We start from the raw sequence: 16,516 nt of genomic DNA on the forward strand, positions 1-16,516 counted from the left end.
AAATCTTGGGCATTTCGAAGTCGCCGGATTGGAATATCATGAGCAGAGCCGGCGGCTGCGGCAAGGCAAACAGATGACGATCGTAGAGAACGAAAGAGCCTCGCGCTTCCCAGACGCCGAACTCAAGGCCCGCGCCGCCTGGCATTATTATGTCGAGGGCCTTACACAGGAGCGGATTTCCGAAATTCTCGGCGTCGGCCGCATCAAGGTGCATCGCATTCTCTCCGCCGCCCGCGAAGAGGGTGTCGTTCAGTTTCGCATCCGCGACAGCGTCGTCGAATGCGTGGTTTTGGAGGAAAGCCTCAAGCAGCGGTTCGGCCTCAGCCAGGCCGTGGTCGTGCCGTCCGCGGCCGACCGAAGCAACGCGCCGCTGATGATCGGCCACGCCGCCGCCGCCTATCTGGCCGACCATGTGAATGCCGGCGATGTCATCGCACTCGGCTGGGGGCGGACACTGAAATTCGCCATCAATGAATTGCCGCGGCGGCCCATCGCCAGGACGACGGTGGTTTCGATGCTTGGCGGCCTTACCCATGCACAGCCGCTCAACCCGACAGAAAGCGCCTGGGATTTCGCCGAAAAGATCGGTGCGGAGTGCTTCCTGCTGCCGGTGCCGGTCTACGCCGACAGGCCGGAGCAGCGCGACGCTTTCATGAGCCAGCGCAGCGTTCAGGATGTCGTTTTCCGTGCACGCCGGGCAAACATCGCCGTGCTCAGCGTCGGCTCGTTTTCCAATGACAGCCCGATCGCCAATTACGGCTTCATCAAGCCAAGCGAACTCGAGGAACTGCAGGCGGCCGGTGCCGTCGGCGATATTCTGTGTCATTTCATCGACGCCGAGGGCCGGCCGGTCGACCACGAGGTCAACCGCCGCGTCTGCGCCTATCCGCTGCAGGATCTGTCGGATATCCCGAGCATCATCCTGGTGTCGGGAGGCAGCGAGAAGGTTGCGGTGATGCGGGCGGCGCTCGCCAACACCAAGGTATCGGTTCTGATCACCGACGAAGACGCGGCCAAGGGCCTGCTAGGCCGCTAGATTTCGCTGAGAGCGCCGAGGCGGGTGTGGATGTCGCGCGTCGCCTGATAAAGGTCGCGGTAGATTGCCTTGCGGTCGCGATAGCCGGCGACAAGTCCGTCGACCGGATCGACATGCCTGGTGGGAGCGGCAGCCATTACTTCTGCGGCGGCTTCCGGCGAGGCAAACCAGCCGATAGCCGAGGCCGCCAGCATGGCAGCGCCGAGCGCGGCGGCTTCGTTGACCGGCGAAACCGAGAGCGGCCGCTCGAGCACGCTTGCCATAATCTGCATGAGCAGCGCGCAATTGGTGCCACCGCCGGCGGCAATCATCGCCGTCGGTCTGCTGCCGGCCTGGGCTTCCATGGCCTCGGTGGCGACGGCCTGCTCGAAGGCGATGCCTTCCAGGACAGCGCGGAAGAGATGCTCCGGCCGGTGATCGAGCGACAGGCCGACAATGGCGCCGCGCGCCGCACCATCCCAATACGGACTCATGACGCCGGCCCAATAGGGCATGATGAGCAGACCCTCGCTGCCTGCGGCAACGTCCAGCGCCGCTTTCTCCAGCGCTGCCGCTGACGGCGAACCTGTCGTGCGAACGATCCAGTCGACCAGTTGCATGCCCGAGCGCAGCACGGTCTCAAGCATGAAACCGGAGCCGGTCGGCGAGACCAGCGTGCGAAAGGCGTCCGAGGTTTTCACCTTGCCGCAATAGCAGCCGCTGACCACGCCGGAGCCGAGCGAGAGGTAGCTCTTGCCCTCGCCGTAGACGCCCATGCCGAGACCCATAGCTTGCCCGTCACCGGCTCCTGCCACAACCGGCGTGCCAGCCTTCAGGCCGATCAGTTGCGCCGCGGTTGTGGAAAGCCCGCCGCAAATTGCGCCCGGCGCGACCAACTCGGGCAATTGCTCCATCTGCAGTCCGGCGGCCGCAACGAGGCGGGGATGCCAGGTACCTTTCTCGACGTCGAGCAGCCCGAGCGGATCCGCACTTGCGGTGCTGGTGACCAATCGCCCGGTCAGCCGCTGAACGAAGAAGCCGTGCACGTCGACCAGCGCCGCTGCCTGGCGAAGCACTTGCGGCTGGTGCTCGGCAAGCCAGGCAATGGCGTAGAGTGCCGGCGTCGGGTCCGGCGGCTTGCCGCTCCAGTCGCGGATCGCCTCGCGGCCGAGTTCGGCCGAAAGCCTGATAACCTGCGGCCGGGCGCGTTCGTCCAGCCACAGAATCGCCGGGATGAGCGGCTTGCCGGCGCTGTCCACCAGCGTGAAGGTCTCGCGTTGGTGAGCGATGCAGATCGCCGCCACCCGCGCCGCGCCGACCGCCTCGGTGACCTGCTTCAATGCCCCAAGCAGCGCCGTCCACCAATGTTCGGCGTCCTGCTCGAAATGGCCGGGCTTCGGATTTGAAAGCGGATAAGTCTCGCGCGCCTGGAACAGCTCCGCGCCGGCGCGCGTGAAGGCAATCGCCTTCACGGCCGTGGTCGAGGCGTCGATCCCGATTACGACATCGTCCATCAGGCGGAGATCCGGCGGGGTCAGGCTGCGTTTGTAACGAACCGTCCGTCCGACTGGTCGAGACGGCGGCGGATCTGGGTTATCACCATCGAATCGTCGGGTACACAATTTTCATAGGTCAGGAAGTCGCCTGTCTTGAGCGGCTTGACCACCTTGGCGCGTTCGGCAAGGCCAAGCGGCAGGGCGCCGCGGGCGCGTGCATCGTCCCAGGTCATGGCGAAGCCGCGATAATCGTTTTCGCCGATCATTCCAAGCGACTGGCCAACGCCAAGATCGCTCTTGGCAACCGCCACCGCCTCGGCCACCGGATGGTCGAGCGGCTCCATGTCGGCCCGCTTGTAGACCACGGCGCGCGCCGCCGACAGCGGCACTTCCAGGCTGGTCAGATGATAGGGCCGGAAGATCGTGAAATAGGGGCCTTTGCCGACCTTGAGGTCGATCATGCGCTCCAGCACACGCGGATGCCGGGTCTCGATGATGCAGAACACGCCGGGCGCCACACCCTTGCCGATGGAATAGTCGACCACGCCCTTGCGATGCAGCACGCCGCCATCCTCGCGCGGGCAGAGCACGCTTGCGAGTTCCTCCAGCGTCGCGGTCGGGCCGTGCATGCCCGGCACGTCGGGCACCAGGCCGGTCGCATTGGCGATCGCCACCATTTCGATCGCCGTCTTCGAGCCGTCGACGAATTCGACCAGCATGCGCGCATTCATGTTGCGCTCGGCCGCCTCCTTCTCGTAGTCGGCCGGCATGGCGTCGATCTTCAGCGGATTGTTCTTGCCCTTGCCGGCGGCGATGATGTTGAAGCCGAGGCTTTTGGCAAAGCCGATGATCTCCAGCGTGCAGGCCGGCTCGTCGCCGGCGGCACCCGTATAGACGACGCCGGCCTTGCGCGCTTCGTCCTTGAGGAAACGGCCGATGGTGATGTCGGCCTCGACATTGAGCATGACGATGTGCTTGCCGTTCTTCATCACTTCGAGCGCAAACAGCGTGCCGATGTTGGGATTGCCCGTCGCGTCGATGATGACGTCGATACGGCCGGCCGCCGCCAGCGCATGCAAATCTTCGGTCACCGCGATCTTGCCGGCCTCGATGGCGCGGTCGATCGCCGCGGCATTGCCGGCCTGGACGATGTCGGAACGGTCGTGGCCAGCGAGCAGCGCCGCGTCGATCGCTGCCTGCGGCCTGACTTCGGAAATAGCGCCGATCCGCATGCCCGGCATCAGCGCCACCTGGACGACGATGTCAGTGCCCATCTGCCCGGCGCCGGCAAGCCCGATGGTGATCGGTCCCTGCTGTTCAGCGCGCTGCAGAAGTTCCGCTGCAAATTGCGGATGGGACATGTCGCTTCCTCCAGTTCCGGACGCGCCGCAGCGTCCAAATCAACGTTTTGAACATTTCTATTTCCAAATGAAAAATATTTCAACCGGCAATTGGGCATTGTCGCTCTGCAATCGGCCAAAGACTATTGGATAAGCGGTCAATCCACACGGCCGTGCCTCTGCAGTCAGAAGGACGCGGCATATTCAGGTTGATGGGGGTACAGCGTTATTGCAGCTCAGCTGCCGATTTCGAAGAAGGCCGCACCAAGCAGGTCGGGAACGACATCGATACCGAGTCCCGGCCCGTCCGGAATGCCCATGCGGCTGCCCGAAACCGGCGGCATGTTGGATGCGGTGCGCACCGTCACCCATTCGTGGAAGGCAATGGCGTGCAGCCGGCGCTCCTCCGGCGTCGACAGCGACAGATGCGCCATGGCCGACGTGTCGATCTCGGCGCCGCCAGTGTCCTCGACAGTGATCATGAAGCCGAGGTCGACGGCCAGGTCGCGGATCTGGCGCGTTTTGGTGACGCCGCCGAGGCGCGAGATCTTCAGCGTCAGCCCGTCGGCGGCGCCCTTGCGATGGATGTCGAGCATATCGTCCAGCGAGGCGACGGATTCGTCGAGCACCATCGGCTTGTCGAGCGAGCGGCGCACCGACATGCATTCGTCGATCGTCGTGCAGGGCTGCTCGAACGTATAGTCGATGTTGCGCGTCGCATCGGCGAACTGGCGCGCCTGGTAAGGGGTCCAGCCGGCATTGGCGTCGCAGAAGATGACGGTGCCCTTCGGCACCGCGGCGGCAACGGCTGTGACGCGTTCGATGTCGTCATGGACGTTGCCGCCGACCTTGACCTGAAGCCGGCGAAACCCTTCCCCGACGATGCGCTTGGCGAGTGCGGCCATAGCATCGACCGTGCCGTGGGTGACGACCTTGTAGAGTTCGGCCGTCTCGCTCTCGCGTCCGCCAAGCAGGGTGACCAGCGGCACGTCGGCGGCGCGCGCCGCGAGGTCCGAGCAGGCCATGTCGAGCGCCGACTTGATGTAGGGATGGCCCTTGAACACCGTGTCCATCAGCCTGTTGATACTGGCAAGCCCGCGCGGGTCATGGCCGACAAGATACGGCGCGATCTCGACGACGCCGGCGCGAGCACCGGCGGCGAAGGCCGGCGAATAGAAATTGCCAAGCGGCGCCATCTCGCCCCAGCCGGTGAGCCCGCTGTCGGCGGTGACGGCGACGATCACCGCGTCGAACGCATCGGCGACGCGCCCCTTGGACATGCGATAAGGCCCGTCAACGAAGGGCTGCACGACATGGTGGGCTTTGATGGTTTTGATCTGCACGTTTTCTGTCCGTTGCCTATTTTTCGGGATGACCGCCAAACTTGTCTGGCTCAGCCGCCTTTAGGCGACCGGCACGATTGGCGCCGGCGCCATTTGGGCCGCGTCGCTCCAGCCCGCGCGCATAGACGAGCAATGCTTCGAAATCGAAATCGATGTGCTCCTTGGCATGGCGCTGTGCGGCGCGCATGTCGCTGCCCTTGAGCAGCCGCACATAGGTCTCGTGAGCATCTTCCGCAGGCACCGGCTCGTTGCGGGCCCGCTGGTGCAGCGCGAAATACATCTGCAGCCGGCTGGTCAGCCGTTGCCACGTTTCAAGCAGCACCGAATTGTCGGCCCATTCGTGGATCAGGCCATGCAGTTGCAGCGCCGTCTCGATCTGCCGCGTCGTGTCCAGTTCGCGCGTCGCCTGCTTCACCGCCGCATGGCGCCGGTCGAGTTCGTCGAAGAAGCGCTGGTCGCGAAGCGGCCAGGTCCGCGCGATGGCGAACTCGTCCAGCACCTTGTTGAGCGAATAGGCATCGTCGATGTCCTTGGCGGCAACATCAATGACGAAGGTTCCGGCGTAGGGGATGCTGGTCAGGATGCCTTCCTGCACCAGTTCGCGCATCGCCTCTCGCAGCGGCGCACGGCTCACCCGCATCTGCTCGGAAATCCTGAGTTCGTTGAGCTTCTGCCCCGGCTCCATCTGGCCGGTCAGGATCGCCCGCCGGAGCAGCGCCACGATCTCGGCCCTGCGTGTCGTATCCGCGATCGGATTGAAATCCAGCTTTGCCATCTGGCTGCTCCAGGAGACCAAAAGCAACAGAAGCAGGTTGTCGACAATCTAACAAGACTAATTTCCGGATTCTCAATCCTGCATCACATTGGCGCCCTTCCGACCTCGGCCAGCCCTGGCCACGCAAGCCTGCGCTCCCTCGCTGAGCGGCAGCTGGCTTCTGGCAGCGCGAAACGGACTGGTGCGTAGGCTTAGCAATGTCCATTGACGACTAAGAAATTTTGTGCCACTAGCAGTGACATGAATTCACAAGTGATGACTCAGAAATACGATAGCCCGCTGCGGGCAGAGCAGGCGCAGGCCACGCGCGAACGCATCCTCGCGTCCATTCGAACGATCCTGGAGCAAAATCCGTACAGCCTCCTTGGCTTCGATGAGGTCGCCGAGGTTTCGGGCGTAAACCGAAGGACGATCTTCCGCCACTTCCCGACGAAGGAAGCGCTTTTGGAAGCTTTTTGGGCCAGCACCAATGCCTCCCTGGGAGTGCGGTTCTGGCCTGAGCGGGAGCAGGATCTGATCGATCTTCCTCCCGACCTTTTCGCCTCGTTGGACGCAATCGAAGGCGTAGTCAGGGCCTCGCATGCGAGCGCTACCGGGCGCGAGATGCGCCTGCAAGCCAACGGTGAGCGGCAACGTGCCTTTCGGAGCAGCCTTTCGCAAATCGTAAACGGAATGGACCCGAAGGCGGCGCGCCAGCTTGAGGCCGTGATCCAGCTTCTGTTCAGCGCCACTGCCTGGCAGACAATGAAAGACTACTGGGGTCTTACCGGCCGTGAGGCGGGAGAGGCAGCCGCCTGGGCAATTCGCGCCTTGCTCAATGCGGCAAAATCGCAGCAGGGCGCCGTTCAAAAGGGAAAAAGCAAGTGACTTGGCATAAGACGAAAGCGACGGTCCATCCGGCCGATTCGGTTCAAGGCTTCTGGGTGATGGGCGATCAGGTCGCTGTCCGGGCAAAGCTCGCTGGGACGGCACTCAACGTGATCGACGTCACGGTACCTCCTGGAAGCGGCACGCCGCCCCACACGCATCCTTCCGCGGAAATTTTCCGCATTCTCGAGGGCACCCTCACGATATGGACAATGATCGATGGTGTCGGGCAAGAATATGAGGTGGAACCCGGTGACGTCGTCACCATTCCGGGCAACGCGCCCCATGGCTATCGCAATGCTGGTCCCGTGCCGGTTATGTTCATGGCGATCGTCGACGACGAGATGATCGCATTCTTCGAAGAGGCTGCATCCAAGGACGCGCCCTCCGGCCCGCCGACCGCCGACATGATTAACCGCGTGATCGAGCTTACCGGACGGCACGGAATCCAGATCCTGCAGGCGGCCTGAGCGGCGAAACCGTTGCTCAGGCTCGGGACTTGACCTGGAGGACGGTGCCTTATGCCGCCTAAATCCAGCAGTCCATCCATCCAGGGTCGAAGCGGGCCTTCGCGCGAGTGATACGTGCAGCCGCGATAAGCCGTCGGCTGGACGGATGTCTCGTGCTGATCCACAAACTGCTTTCACAGCTAGAGCGCGCCTCTATGCTGCCATTGTCGCCAGAGCCGCCGCTTGCACGGCTTGAATCGACCGTGTCGAAACTATCAGCAAAAACGGCGCCCTTGGCGTGGGAGCCGAGGGCGCCGCGGGACCGGACCTGATGGGGGTTATCAGGTGGCCGGTTTCTCGGGCAGCGGCGAGATCGGCATTCCCGGGCCGATCTTCTGCAGATTGCCGGTAATCACCCGGTCGCCTTCGACCACACCGCTCAAGATGGCAACCTGATCGCCGTTGGTCGGTCCGAGCGAAACGATGCGCTGGTCGACGGTGTTGTCCTTGCCGACGACATAGAGGTATTTGCCGAGTTGGCCCGAGCCGAGTGCCGTCTGCGGCACCATCAGCGCATCGGGCTGCTCTTTAACGTGCAGCCGGACGCGGACATATTGGCCGGGCAGCAGCGTGAACTTGCCGTTGCCGATCGTCGCCCGTGCCGTGATCGTGCCGGTCGAGCGATCGATCGTGTTGTCTATGAAGGTGAGATCGCCCTTCTGGCGCGGTTCCGTTTCACCGGGAAGCAGGACGTCGACACTGATCGGTCCAGCGGCGCGGGCCTCCTCGATCTGCGTCAGGTCCGTCTCGCTCGGATTGAAGGTGACGTAGATCGGATCGAGCTGCACCAGCGAGTTGAGCACGGTGCCGGCAACGCTGACCAGCGTTCCGACGGAAGCCTGGCTGCGACCAATGCGTCCCGCGAACGGGGCACGGATTTCGGTATAGCTCAAATTGAGCTCGGCGGTCCGCAAGGCGGCCTGGTTCACGGCGAGCGAGGCCTGAGCCTCGCGCAAGGTGCTGGTGCGCTGGTCGAACACGTCCTTGGCGAGATAGCCGCTCTTGGCGAGCTCGCTGCCGCGCCCGAGATTGGAGCGCGCATAGTCGAGTGTTGCCGTGTCGCGCTGGATAAGCGCCTTCGCCTGCTCGAGGGCAGCCTGGAAATCCTCCGGGGCGATCTTGTAGAGAAGGTCGCCCTTTGCAACGTCGCTGCCATCGGTGGCGACCTGCTCCTGCAGATAGCCCGGCACGCGCGCCTGCAGCGTAATGCTGCGGATCGGCTCCACCCGGGCGGCATAGTCGAGATAGATCGGGATCGTCTTCTTGACGACGCTCACCACCGGCACCGGCATGACAAAGGCTTCCGGCTTGGGTGTCGCCGCCCCGGCTGTGCCGGCGTTGAGGCTGAGGCTGCCCATGTCGAGCAGGTGAACGCTCGCCACCGAAATCGCCCCAAGGGCGACGGCCGTTCCCAGCGCGATTTTCCATTTACGCATGATCAATTCTCCAGTCCTATTCAGCCGCTTCGGCCAATGGCTCGAATGCGGGTTCGGCAGTTGGTTGTTCGGTCGCTTTGGAAACCGGTTCGCTCTCGCTGCGGCGCTCGCGCAGCTGCTCGATCACCGCGTAGAAGACCGGCACGAACACCAGCGACAGGATCGTCGCCGCGACCATGCCGCCAAAGACGGTGGTGCCGATCGACTGCCGGCTCGCGGCACCCGCACCTGTGGCGAACATCAGCGGCAGCACGCCGAGGATGAAGGCGAAGGCGGTCATCAGGATCGGTCGCAGCCGAAGCCGCGCCGCTTCCATCGCGGCGTCGACGATGCTGAGGCCTTCTTCGCGCCGGCGCCGGGCAAACTCCACGATCAGAATCGCGTTCTTGGCCGCCAGTCCGATCAGCATGACGAAGCCGATCTGCGAATAGACGTCGATCTGCATGCCGCGCAGCCACAGCACGACGAACGCACCGAACAATGCAAGCGGCACCGCCAGCAGCACCATGAACGGCATCGCCCAGCTCTCATATTGCGCGGCGAGGATCAGGAAGACGAAGACGATCGCGAGACCGAAGACTACGGATGCGATCGATCCCGCCTTGAGCTCCTGATAGGTGATGCCGGTCCATTCGTAGCCGAAATCTCTCGGCAACGCCGTGGCAGCGGCACGCTCCATTGCCGCCACCGCCTGGCCGGACGAAAAGCCGGGCGCGGCGCCGCCATTGATCAGGGCCGACGCATTGTTGTTGTAGTGCGGCACGGTCTCGGGACCGACGATGGGCACAAGCTTGCCCAGCGTGCTGAGCGGCACCATGCCACCCGACGCATTGCGGACATAGAGCCGCGAAATGTCGGCCGGACCCGCACGAGAGTCCTTGTCGGCCTGGATCGTCACCCGGAAGGTGCGGCCGAACAAGTTGAAATCGTTCACATAGAGCGAGCCGAGATAGATCTGCAGCGTATTGAAGACGTCCGGCAGGTTGAGCCCGAGCAGCTTCGCCTTGGCGCGATCGAGATCGTAGTTGAACTGCGGCGTCGAGGTAGAGAAGGACGAGAACAATTGCTGCGGGTTGAGCTCCGGCTGCTTGCGCGCCTCGGCAATCACCGCTTGCGTCGCATCGTTGAGCGCCACGCTGCCGCGGCCGGTCAGGTCCTCGACCTGGAACTCGAAGCCACCAGTGGTACCAATACCCGGGATCGACGGTGGGTCGAAGCTCAGCGCAAAAGCCTCCGGAATTTGCAGCAGCTTGTTGCGCACGTCGGCGACTAGCTTCGAGGCGCTCTGGTCGGGGCCGCGTTCGTCCCATGGCTTCAGGATGGCAAATTCCACCGCCGAGTTCGACTGCGCGGCACTGGTCAGGAAGTTCAAGCCGCTGATCGAGCCGACGATGTCGACGCCGGGCGTGTTCTGCAGGATGTCGCGTGCCTTTTGCGCCACCGCGTCGGTGCGTTCCAGCGAGGCCCCATCGGGGAGCTGGATGACAACGAAGAAATAGCCCTGGTCCTCGACCGGAAGGAAGGTCGAGGGCAGGCGCTGCCAGACGAAATAGGTCGCGACAAGTCCGGCCGCGAACACGCCGAGCATGATCCAGCGCAGGCGGATGAGAATGCGCACACCATTCGCATAGGCATGCGCCAGCCGTTCGAAGCCCATGTTGAACCAGCGGAACAGCACGAACTGCGTTTCCGGCCGGTGGCGCAGGAAGGCGGCGCTGAGCGACGGGGTAAGCGTCAGCGAGACGAAGGCCGAGATGCCGAAGGAGATCGCCACCGTCAGGGCGAACTGGTTGTAGAGCCGGCCGGACACGCCGGGAATGAAGGCGACCGGCACGAACACGGCCATCAGCACGGCGGTCGTGGCGATGATCGGGCCGGTGACCTCGGCCATAGCGGTGCGTGTGGCAGCCAGCGGTTTGAGGCCGGCCTCGAGCTGTCGTTCGACATTCTCGACGACGACGATGGCGTCGTCGACGACGAGGCCGATCGCCAGCACCATGCCGAGCAGGCTGAGCATGTTCAGTGAGAAGCCAAGCATATGCATGACGGCCAGCGTCGCCACCAGCGACACCGGAATTGCGATCGTCGGGATGATCGTGGTGCGCCAGCTTTGCAGGAAGATGAACACCACGGCGACGACCAGGACCAGCGCTTCGCCGAGCGTGATCAGCACGTCGTGCATCGAGGCCGAAACGAACCGTGTCGTATCGTAATGCATGGCGTAGCTGACGCCCTTCGGGAAGCGGGCCGACAGCTCCTGCATCTTGTCCTTGACGCGCTGCTGCAGATCGAGCGCGTTGGAGCCCGGCATCTGGTAGACCGCGAGCACCACCGTCGGGTCCTTGCCGAAGAAGGCCGACGAGGAATATTGCAGCGCGCCGAGTTCGATGCGCGCAACGTCGCGCAACCTGACCAGCGAGCCGTTCGCGGTATTGGCCCGCACGACGATGTCGCCGAACTCCTTGGGATCGCTCAGCCTGCCGACCGCGTTGACCTGCATCTCGAAGGCGGTGCCGGCCGGAGCCGGCGACTGCCCGATCTTGCCGGCCGCCACCTGGACGTTCTGCTCGGCGACGGCGTTCTGCACGTCGACGGCAGTAATGCCGAGATTGGCGAGCTTGTCAGGGTCGAGCCAAATGCGCATCGAATAGCGCCGCTCGCCGAAGATCTGCACGTCGCCGACGCCGGGCAGGCGCTTCAGCGGATCGACCACCTGCAGATAGGCGAGATTGCTCAGCGCGACCGGGTTGACGGAACCGTCCGGCGAGGTGAGGTCGACGATCAGGACGAAGTTCGGGTTCTGCTTCTTGATCGTCACGCCGCCCTGATTGACGATGGCCGGCAACGAGGACGCCGCCTGCGAAACGCGGTTCTGGACGTCGACGGCCGCCGTGCTCAGGTCGTAGCCAACGTCGAAGGTGATGGTGATCGTCGAGGAGCCGTCATTGGAGCTCGACGACGACATATAGGTCATGCCCTGGACGCCGTTGATCTGCTGTTCGAGCGGCGTCGTCACCGTGTCGGCGACGACCTGCGCGCTGGCGCCCGGGTAGTGGGCGCTGACCACGACCTGGGGCGGCGTGATGTCGGGAAACTGCGAGACGGGCAGGAGGAAATAACAGATCCCTCCGGCGAGCACCATGATGATGGCGATCGCCGACGCAAAGATCGGACGATGAATGAAGAAGTTTACCATGAGATGCACGCCTCGCCCGATGCTCTGGCCCGGCCAAAGGCCTTGGCCACCCTGGACAGCCGCCGGCTGCGCATTGAGCCGGAATCTTCGAGAAAGCCGAAATCTTGCAGGGGGCGGCGCGGCGCATTGCGGCGTTCGGCCTGCTCATCCGCCAGCGCACGCAGCATCGCCTCGAAAGACCGCGGGTCGACACGGTCGGCCTTCATCAGCATGCGGATCATCGGATCCCTCACGACTTCATCGATCGTCAGATCATTGCGCTGCGACATCGAAGCGGCTCCTGCTTTTTGGCGATCCGCGGCAGGCCGCGGATCGGGTGTTCTCCTGCTCGTCGGCCGAGGCCGTAAGGTGCGGTTCGTCCCCTTGCCGATCGCGGCGGGGCGGGTGGCCGGCACTTGCGAGTTTGACATGATGCAATGCGGGTGTTACAGGTAAGTAACATCTCTAACGTTACAGACCGGTAACACCCTAGTCAAGAGGTGCACCGAGGGAATTTCGGGAAACGCAATCACGGAGGTTTTGATGACAGACGGTGTTGTGGAGCGTGTTCGCCCCCGGGACAGGATCCTGGAGACGGCACGGGACATGTTTCACAAGCATGGCATTCGCGGCGTCGGCATCGACGCCATTACCGAGGCCGCCGGCACCAACAAGATGACGCTCTACCGGCATTTCGAGTCCAAGGACGACCTGATCATCGAATGTCTGCGGGCGACCGCCTGCAGCGCCAACGCGATGTGGGAAAAGTTCGAGGCCGAGAATCCGGGCGACAAACTCGCGCAGCTGCACGCCTGGGTCCGGATGGCGGCCGATTGCCTGATGTCCGACCGTCGCGGTTGCGACATGGCCAACGCCGCCATCGAGCTGAGCGAGACCGATCATCCGGCAAGGCAAGTGATCAAGGAACTCAAGGAAGCGCAGCGCGAGCGTCTGGTCTCGCTGTGTCGCGATGCCGGTATCGGACAGGCCGAACTTCTTGCGGACACGCTGTCGCTGTTGCTCGAGGGCGCCCGTGTCAGCCTGCAAAGCGTCGGCGCCGAGGGCCCGAGCGCGCAGTTCGTCCGCATGGCGGAAGGCCTGATCACTTCTTTCAGGGCCAGATAATCTCGCGAGCGGCGAAACGATCCGTGGCGTTTCGATTGCGCGCCGCGCCGCCGGGTGATGTCTCGTCCCCTGTGCCATCTCGCGTGTCCCTTGTCGGTCCTCGCATCATTGCCGGCGCGGCGTTGTTTGCTGCTCGTGAGGCAGGATAGGGCCGCCGGCGAACCGGTGCGAGTGACAAGTGTGACAGGATTCTGCCCGCCAAGCCGCGGCGATCGCAGCCAAGCTCACAGACCCGCGGATCAACAGTCGTGTCCTGGTCACGACCCCAAGCGTCGGCCGCTATCCCAGAGCCGGAATAAAAAAAGCCCGCTGCCGGGAGGAGGTGGCAGCGGGCTCGATTTCGAATACGGCACGGGAGGAGGTGTACCGCACTCAGCGTCGGCATCGCATCTGGGAGGAGTAGATGGCCGACACCTGCGAAACTATCGATTGCCCAATGATTCGGCAACCACAAAAGTTGCATAGGTGATGTGCAGATTTGCGGTATCAACCGAATTTTAACGATCGAGGCCCGAGCGCCATCGCCTCGCGCGACATCACTGCACCGGGACATTTTCCTTGAAGATCAGGCGCGGCTCGATAAATTTCCGCGTCAGATAGGGCGCCGACGAGGCGATCGAGCCGAGCAGGCGAATGACCGACTGTTCGGCAATCAACCGCGCATTCTGGTCGATCACGACGTCGAGCAGATCGTCGACCAGATAGCCGCGCGTCTCACGCGTCAGATCATGGCAGATGAACACCGGTTTCTTCCGCGGCCTGGCTTCGAGCAATGCTTTTGCCACGCCCGAGCGCCCGGCGCCGATACAGTAGATACCGAGCAGCTCCGGCTCGTTGTGCAGCGCCTTCATGGTCGCGGTATAACTGACCTCCGGCTCGTCGTTGATCTCGACAGCGCTGGTGACGGTCAGGTTGGGGAACTCCTCGCCGAGCACGGAGCGAAAGCCCATTTCGCGCTCCTCGTGGCCGCGATAGGATCGTGAGCCGACGACCATCGCCAGATGGCCTTGGCGGCCGCCGAGGAACCGTCCCATCAGCAGCGCCGCGGTGCGGCCGGCCACCCGGTTGTCGATGCCGACATAGGCCGACCGGGGCGCGCCGGGAACATCGGACACCAGCGTGACCAGGCGGATGCCGGCCTCGACGATCTCGCGCAGGATGTTGCGCGTTCGCGGATGGTCGATGGCGATGACGCCGACCCCGTCCGCCTTGAGCGAGAGGTTTTCGACGGCCGCCTGCAAGGCACTCGGCGAGATGCCGGCGAGCTTGTGGATGCGGCAGGAGGCGACCAGCGGCAGGCGCGCCGCATAATCCTCGATGTGCCTGGCCAGATCGGCCATGAAGGCATTGCTGCCGATCGGCAGGAAGAATTCGAGATGTGCCGGCCGCGAGGGCAACGCGACCTGGTCGACGACCGGCAGATAGCCGAGCTGCTTGGCCGCCTCCATTACGCGCTGCCGGTTGGCGGCACTGGCTCCCGGTCGGTTGTTGAGCACACGGTCGACCGTCGCGGTCGACAGGCCGCAGCTTCTGGCAATATCCGAAACGGTGGCTTTCATATCGCAACCATGTGGCGATGCGATCCAGTGCCTCGACGATAAGCCCGGCCCGGCTGCTCAGCCGGGCCGTTGCGTGCCCTCGACCAGCGCGTCATGGATCTCCTTGTCCGACATGCCGGTGATGACGCGTTCGACTTCGGCGACGCTGGTCTTCTTCGGGTCGATATCGTCGGCGACCACCTTGCCGCGGCGCATGACGACGATGCGGTCGACCACCTGGAAGACATGATGGATGTTGTGGGCGATGAAGATGCAGGAATGGCCGGAATCGCGGGCGTTGCGCACGAAGCTCAGCACGCCTTGCGTTTCGGCGACGCCGAGATTGTTGGTCGGTTCGTCGAGGATGATGAGGTCGCTGTCGAAATGCATGGCGCGCGCAATCGCCACCGCCTGCCGCTCGCCGCCGGAGAGCGAGCCGATCGGCGTCGTCGGCGGGATGTTCTTCGAGATGCCGACCTGCTTGAGCAGGTCGCGGGCAACTACGTTCATCGCCTCCTGGTCCATGCGGTTGAGGAAACGCGGCGGCTTGATCGGCTCGCGTCCGAGGAACAGGTTGCGGGCGATCGACAGCTGCGTCACCAGGGCCGAGTCCTGGTAGATCGTCTCGATGCCGTGGGCGATGGCGTCGCTGGTGCTACGCAAATTCACCTTCTTGCCTCGGATGAAGATGTCGCCGCTGGTCAGCGGGACCGCGCCCGATAGCACCTTGATCAGCGTCGACTTGCCGGCGCCGTTGTCGCCGAGCAGCCCGACGATCTCCCTTTCGTTGACATGGAAATTGGCATCAACCAGCGCCTGTACACGGCCATAGGACTTGCGGATGTTTTCCATGCGGACAAGCGGTTCGGCCATGGTTCAAGTCCCTGCCTGATGCCGGCGTTCCAGCCATGAGTGGAGCGCCATCATGCCGAGAATGATGGCGCCGATGAAGATATTGTAGGCAAGGCCGGGCACGCCGATCAGCACGATGCCGTTGCGCATCACGCGCAGGATCAGGATGCCGAGCACAGTGCCGATGATTGTGCCGCGCCCACCGGTCAGCGCCGTGCCGCCGATCACCACCATGGCGATGACTTCGAGCTCGTAGCCGGTGCCGCTGTTGGGGTTGGCCGCCGAGGTGCGTAGCGAGGAGATGACGCCGGCAAGCGAGGCCAGGATCGACGACAGGATGAACAGGCCGATCTTGACGCCGCTGACATTGACGCCGCGCGCCCTTGCAGCACTCGGGTTGCCGCCGGCCGCCTGGATCCAGTTGCCTGTCCGGCTTTGCGTCAGCACGTAGCCGAGCGCGATCGCGGCGGCGATGAACCAGAACAATGACATGTAGATACGGAACGGCCCGATGAAGAAATCGCCGACCAGCGCTTCCGCCAGCCAGCTGCCCTCGGCGCTCCAGGTCCGCTGCGGAAATCCGTTGGTGACGAACAATGCGGTGCCGCGCACCACCAGCAGCATGCCCAGCGTCACCAGGAACGACGGGATCTTGAGCTGCGTCACGAACCAGCCATTGACCAGTCCAATGAACGCAGCGACCACCAGCGCGATGACGAAGGCGGCTTCGAGCGAGGCGACGCCGCTGTTGAAGAGGGTCCACATCAAGACCGGCGAGAAGCCGAACAGCGACCCGACCGACAGGTCGAATTCGCCCGATGTCATCAACAGCGTCATCGCCAGCGCGATCAGCCCGAGCTCGACCGTGAACGCCAGCGTGTTCGAGATGTTTTGCGGCGACAGGAAGTCGTGGTTGATGCCCCAGAACACAGCAATCTCGACGACGAGCAGCACGAACGGCCCGAACTCGGGCCGCGCGATCGAGCGTTGGATAAGAGAACGATTTTCCACCTTGGACCCGCGATAGGATTGGATTTGGCCGAGA

14 protein-coding genes are annotated in these 16,516 nt (G+C 63.6%); 4 read left to right on the forward strand and 10 right to left on the reverse strand.

All coding sequences use genetic code 11. The annotated features are described in order from the left end of the window. The first annotated feature begins 73 nt into the window (after positions 1-73). Entirely contained in the window at positions 74-1,036 is a 963-nt protein-coding gene (locus AC0L2X_RS01270) for a sugar-binding transcriptional regulator (RefSeq protein WP_352466100.1), read from the forward strand. Here the strand turns inward: AC0L2X_RS01270 and AC0L2X_RS01275 are convergent. The 4 genes from AC0L2X_RS01275 to AC0L2X_RS01290 form a co-directional block, all read right to left on the reverse strand. After that, on the reverse strand, positions 1,033-2,529 hold the full coding sequence (locus AC0L2X_RS01275; RefSeq protein ID WP_473553208.1) for a xylulokinase: 1,497 nt from the start codon (positions 2,527-2,529) through the stop codon (positions 1,033-1,035). The two genes, AC0L2X_RS01270 and AC0L2X_RS01275, sit on opposite strands and share 4 nt — an antisense overlap. A gap of 20 nt (positions 2,530-2,549) precedes the next feature. Further along, on the reverse strand, positions 2,550-3,872 hold the full coding sequence (locus AC0L2X_RS01280; RefSeq protein WP_352489525.1) for an NAD(P)H-dependent oxidoreductase: 1,323 nt from the start codon (positions 3,870-3,872) through the stop codon (positions 2,550-2,552). A 215-nt stretch (positions 3,873-4,087) separates the two neighbouring features. Beyond that, entirely contained in the window at positions 4,088-5,194 is a 1,107-nt protein-coding gene (locus AC0L2X_RS01285; RefSeq protein ID WP_473553211.1) for a mandelate racemase/muconate lactonizing enzyme family protein, read from the reverse strand. A gap of 16 nt (positions 5,195-5,210) precedes the next feature. Beyond that, on the reverse strand, positions 5,211-5,969 hold the full coding sequence (locus tag AC0L2X_RS01290; protein WP_473553213.1) for a GntR family transcriptional regulator: 759 nt from the start codon (positions 5,967-5,969) through the stop codon (positions 5,211-5,213). 255 nt (positions 5,970-6,224) lie between these two features. On the opposite strand from AC0L2X_RS01290, the gene AC0L2X_RS01295 reads away from it, so the two are divergent. Together AC0L2X_RS01295 and AC0L2X_RS01300 are read left to right on the forward strand one after the other, a co-directional pair. Further along, positions 6,225-6,836: a TetR/AcrR family transcriptional regulator gene (locus tag AC0L2X_RS01295; protein WP_473553216.1), complete on the forward strand. Its 612-nt coding sequence runs from the start codon at positions 6,225-6,227 to the stop codon at positions 6,834-6,836. Between the two features lie 59 nt (positions 6,837-6,895). Next, positions 6,896-7,306 (forward strand): cupin domain-containing protein, encoded by a 411-nt coding sequence (locus AC0L2X_RS01300; protein WP_352564771.1) that lies wholly within the window; start codon positions 6,896-6,898, stop codon positions 7,304-7,306. A gap of 320 nt (positions 7,307-7,626) precedes the next feature. On the opposite strand, the gene AC0L2X_RS01305 is transcribed toward AC0L2X_RS01300, so the two are convergent. The 3 genes from AC0L2X_RS01305 to AC0L2X_RS01315 are packed head-to-tail and all read right to left on the reverse strand — an operon-like array spanning position 7,627 to position 12,246. After that, the gene (locus AC0L2X_RS01305) at positions 7,627-8,781 is read right to left on the reverse strand and encodes an efflux RND transporter periplasmic adaptor subunit (RefSeq protein WP_352489529.1); all 1,155 of its coding nucleotides are present in this window, start codon (positions 8,779-8,781) and stop codon (positions 7,627-7,629) included. Between the two features lie 16 nt (positions 8,782-8,797). Next, entirely contained in the window at positions 8,798-11,977 is a 3,180-nt protein-coding gene (locus AC0L2X_RS01310) for an efflux RND transporter permease subunit (protein WP_473553220.1), read from the reverse strand. Next, the gene (locus tag AC0L2X_RS01315; RefSeq protein ID WP_352720687.1) at positions 11,971-12,246 is read right to left on the reverse strand and encodes a hypothetical protein; all 276 of its coding nucleotides are present in this window, start codon (positions 12,244-12,246) and stop codon (positions 11,971-11,973) included. The genes AC0L2X_RS01310 and AC0L2X_RS01315 overlap by 7 nt, the downstream gene beginning before the upstream one ends. Before the next feature lie 253 nt (positions 12,247-12,499). Here AC0L2X_RS01315 and AC0L2X_RS01320 point away from each other — a divergent pair, with 253 nt between their 5' ends. Then, entirely contained in the window at positions 12,500-13,081 is a 582-nt protein-coding gene (locus AC0L2X_RS01320) for a TetR/AcrR family transcriptional regulator (protein ID WP_023716803.1), read from the forward strand. Positions 13,082-13,617: 536 nt separating this feature from the next. On the opposite strand, the gene AC0L2X_RS01325 is transcribed toward AC0L2X_RS01320, so the two are convergent. Genes AC0L2X_RS01325 through AC0L2X_RS01335 form a run of 3 tightly spaced genes read right to left on the reverse strand, consistent with a single transcriptional unit; the run spans position 13,618 to position 16,482 of the window. Further along, positions 13,618-14,640, reverse strand: a complete 1,023-nt coding sequence (locus AC0L2X_RS01325; RefSeq protein ID WP_473553223.1) for a LacI family DNA-binding transcriptional regulator — start codon at positions 14,638-14,640, stop codon at positions 13,618-13,620. Positions 14,641-14,697: 57 nt separating this feature from the next. Then, entirely contained in the window at positions 14,698-15,492 is a 795-nt protein-coding gene (locus AC0L2X_RS01330) for an ATP-binding cassette domain-containing protein (RefSeq protein ID WP_473553227.1), read from the reverse strand. Between the two features lie 3 nt (positions 15,493-15,495). Further along, on the reverse strand, positions 15,496-16,482 hold the full coding sequence (locus tag AC0L2X_RS01335) for an ABC transporter permease (RefSeq protein ID WP_352489534.1): 987 nt from the start codon (positions 16,480-16,482) through the stop codon (positions 15,496-15,498). Positions 16,483-16,516 lie beyond the last annotated feature (34 nt).

Source organism: Mesorhizobium sp. WSM4828, assembly GCF_055811175.1.

Coding starts and splice junctions, on each gene's coding strand:
- AC0L2X_RS01315 (WP_352720687.1), bottom strand. CDS start 12,246: ATGTCGCAGCGCAATGATCTGACGATCGATGAAGTCGTGAGGGATCCG.
- AC0L2X_RS01295 (WP_473553216.1), top strand. CDS start 6,225: ATGACTCAGAAATACGATAGCCCGCTGCGGGCAGAGCAGGCGCAGGCC.
- AC0L2X_RS01300 (WP_352564771.1), top strand. CDS start 6,896: ATGGGCGATCAGGTCGCTGTCCGGGCAAAGCTCGCTGGGACGGCACTC.
- AC0L2X_RS01325 (WP_473553223.1), bottom strand. CDS start 14,640: ATGAAAGCCACCGTTTCGGATATTGCCAGAAGCTGCGGCCTGTCGACC.
- AC0L2X_RS01330 (WP_473553227.1), bottom strand. CDS start 15,492: ATGGCCGAACCGCTTGTCCGCATGGAAAACATCCGCAAGTCCTATGGC.
- AC0L2X_RS01275 (WP_473553208.1), bottom strand. CDS start 2,529: ATGGACGATGTCGTAATCGGGATCGACGCCTCGACCACGGCCGTGAAG.
- AC0L2X_RS01280 (WP_352489525.1), bottom strand. CDS start 3,872: ATGTCCCATCCGCAATTTGCAGCGGAACTTCTGCAGCGCGCTGAACAG.
- AC0L2X_RS01310 (WP_473553220.1), bottom strand. CDS start 11,977: ATGGTAAACTTCTTCATTCATCGTCCGATCTTTGCGTCGGCGATCGCC.
- AC0L2X_RS01305 (WP_352489529.1), bottom strand. CDS start 8,781: ATGCGTAAATGGAAAATCGCGCTGGGAACGGCCGTCGCCCTTGGGGCG.
- AC0L2X_RS01290 (WP_473553213.1), bottom strand. CDS start 5,969: ATGGCAAAGCTGGATTTCAATCCGATCGCGGATACGACACGCAGGGCC.
- AC0L2X_RS01270 (WP_352466100.1), top strand. CDS start 74: ATGACGATCGTAGAGAACGAAAGAGCCTCGCGCTTCCCAGACGCCGAA.
- AC0L2X_RS01320 (WP_023716803.1), top strand. CDS start 12,500: ATGACAGACGGTGTTGTGGAGCGTGTTCGCCCCCGGGACAGGATCCTG.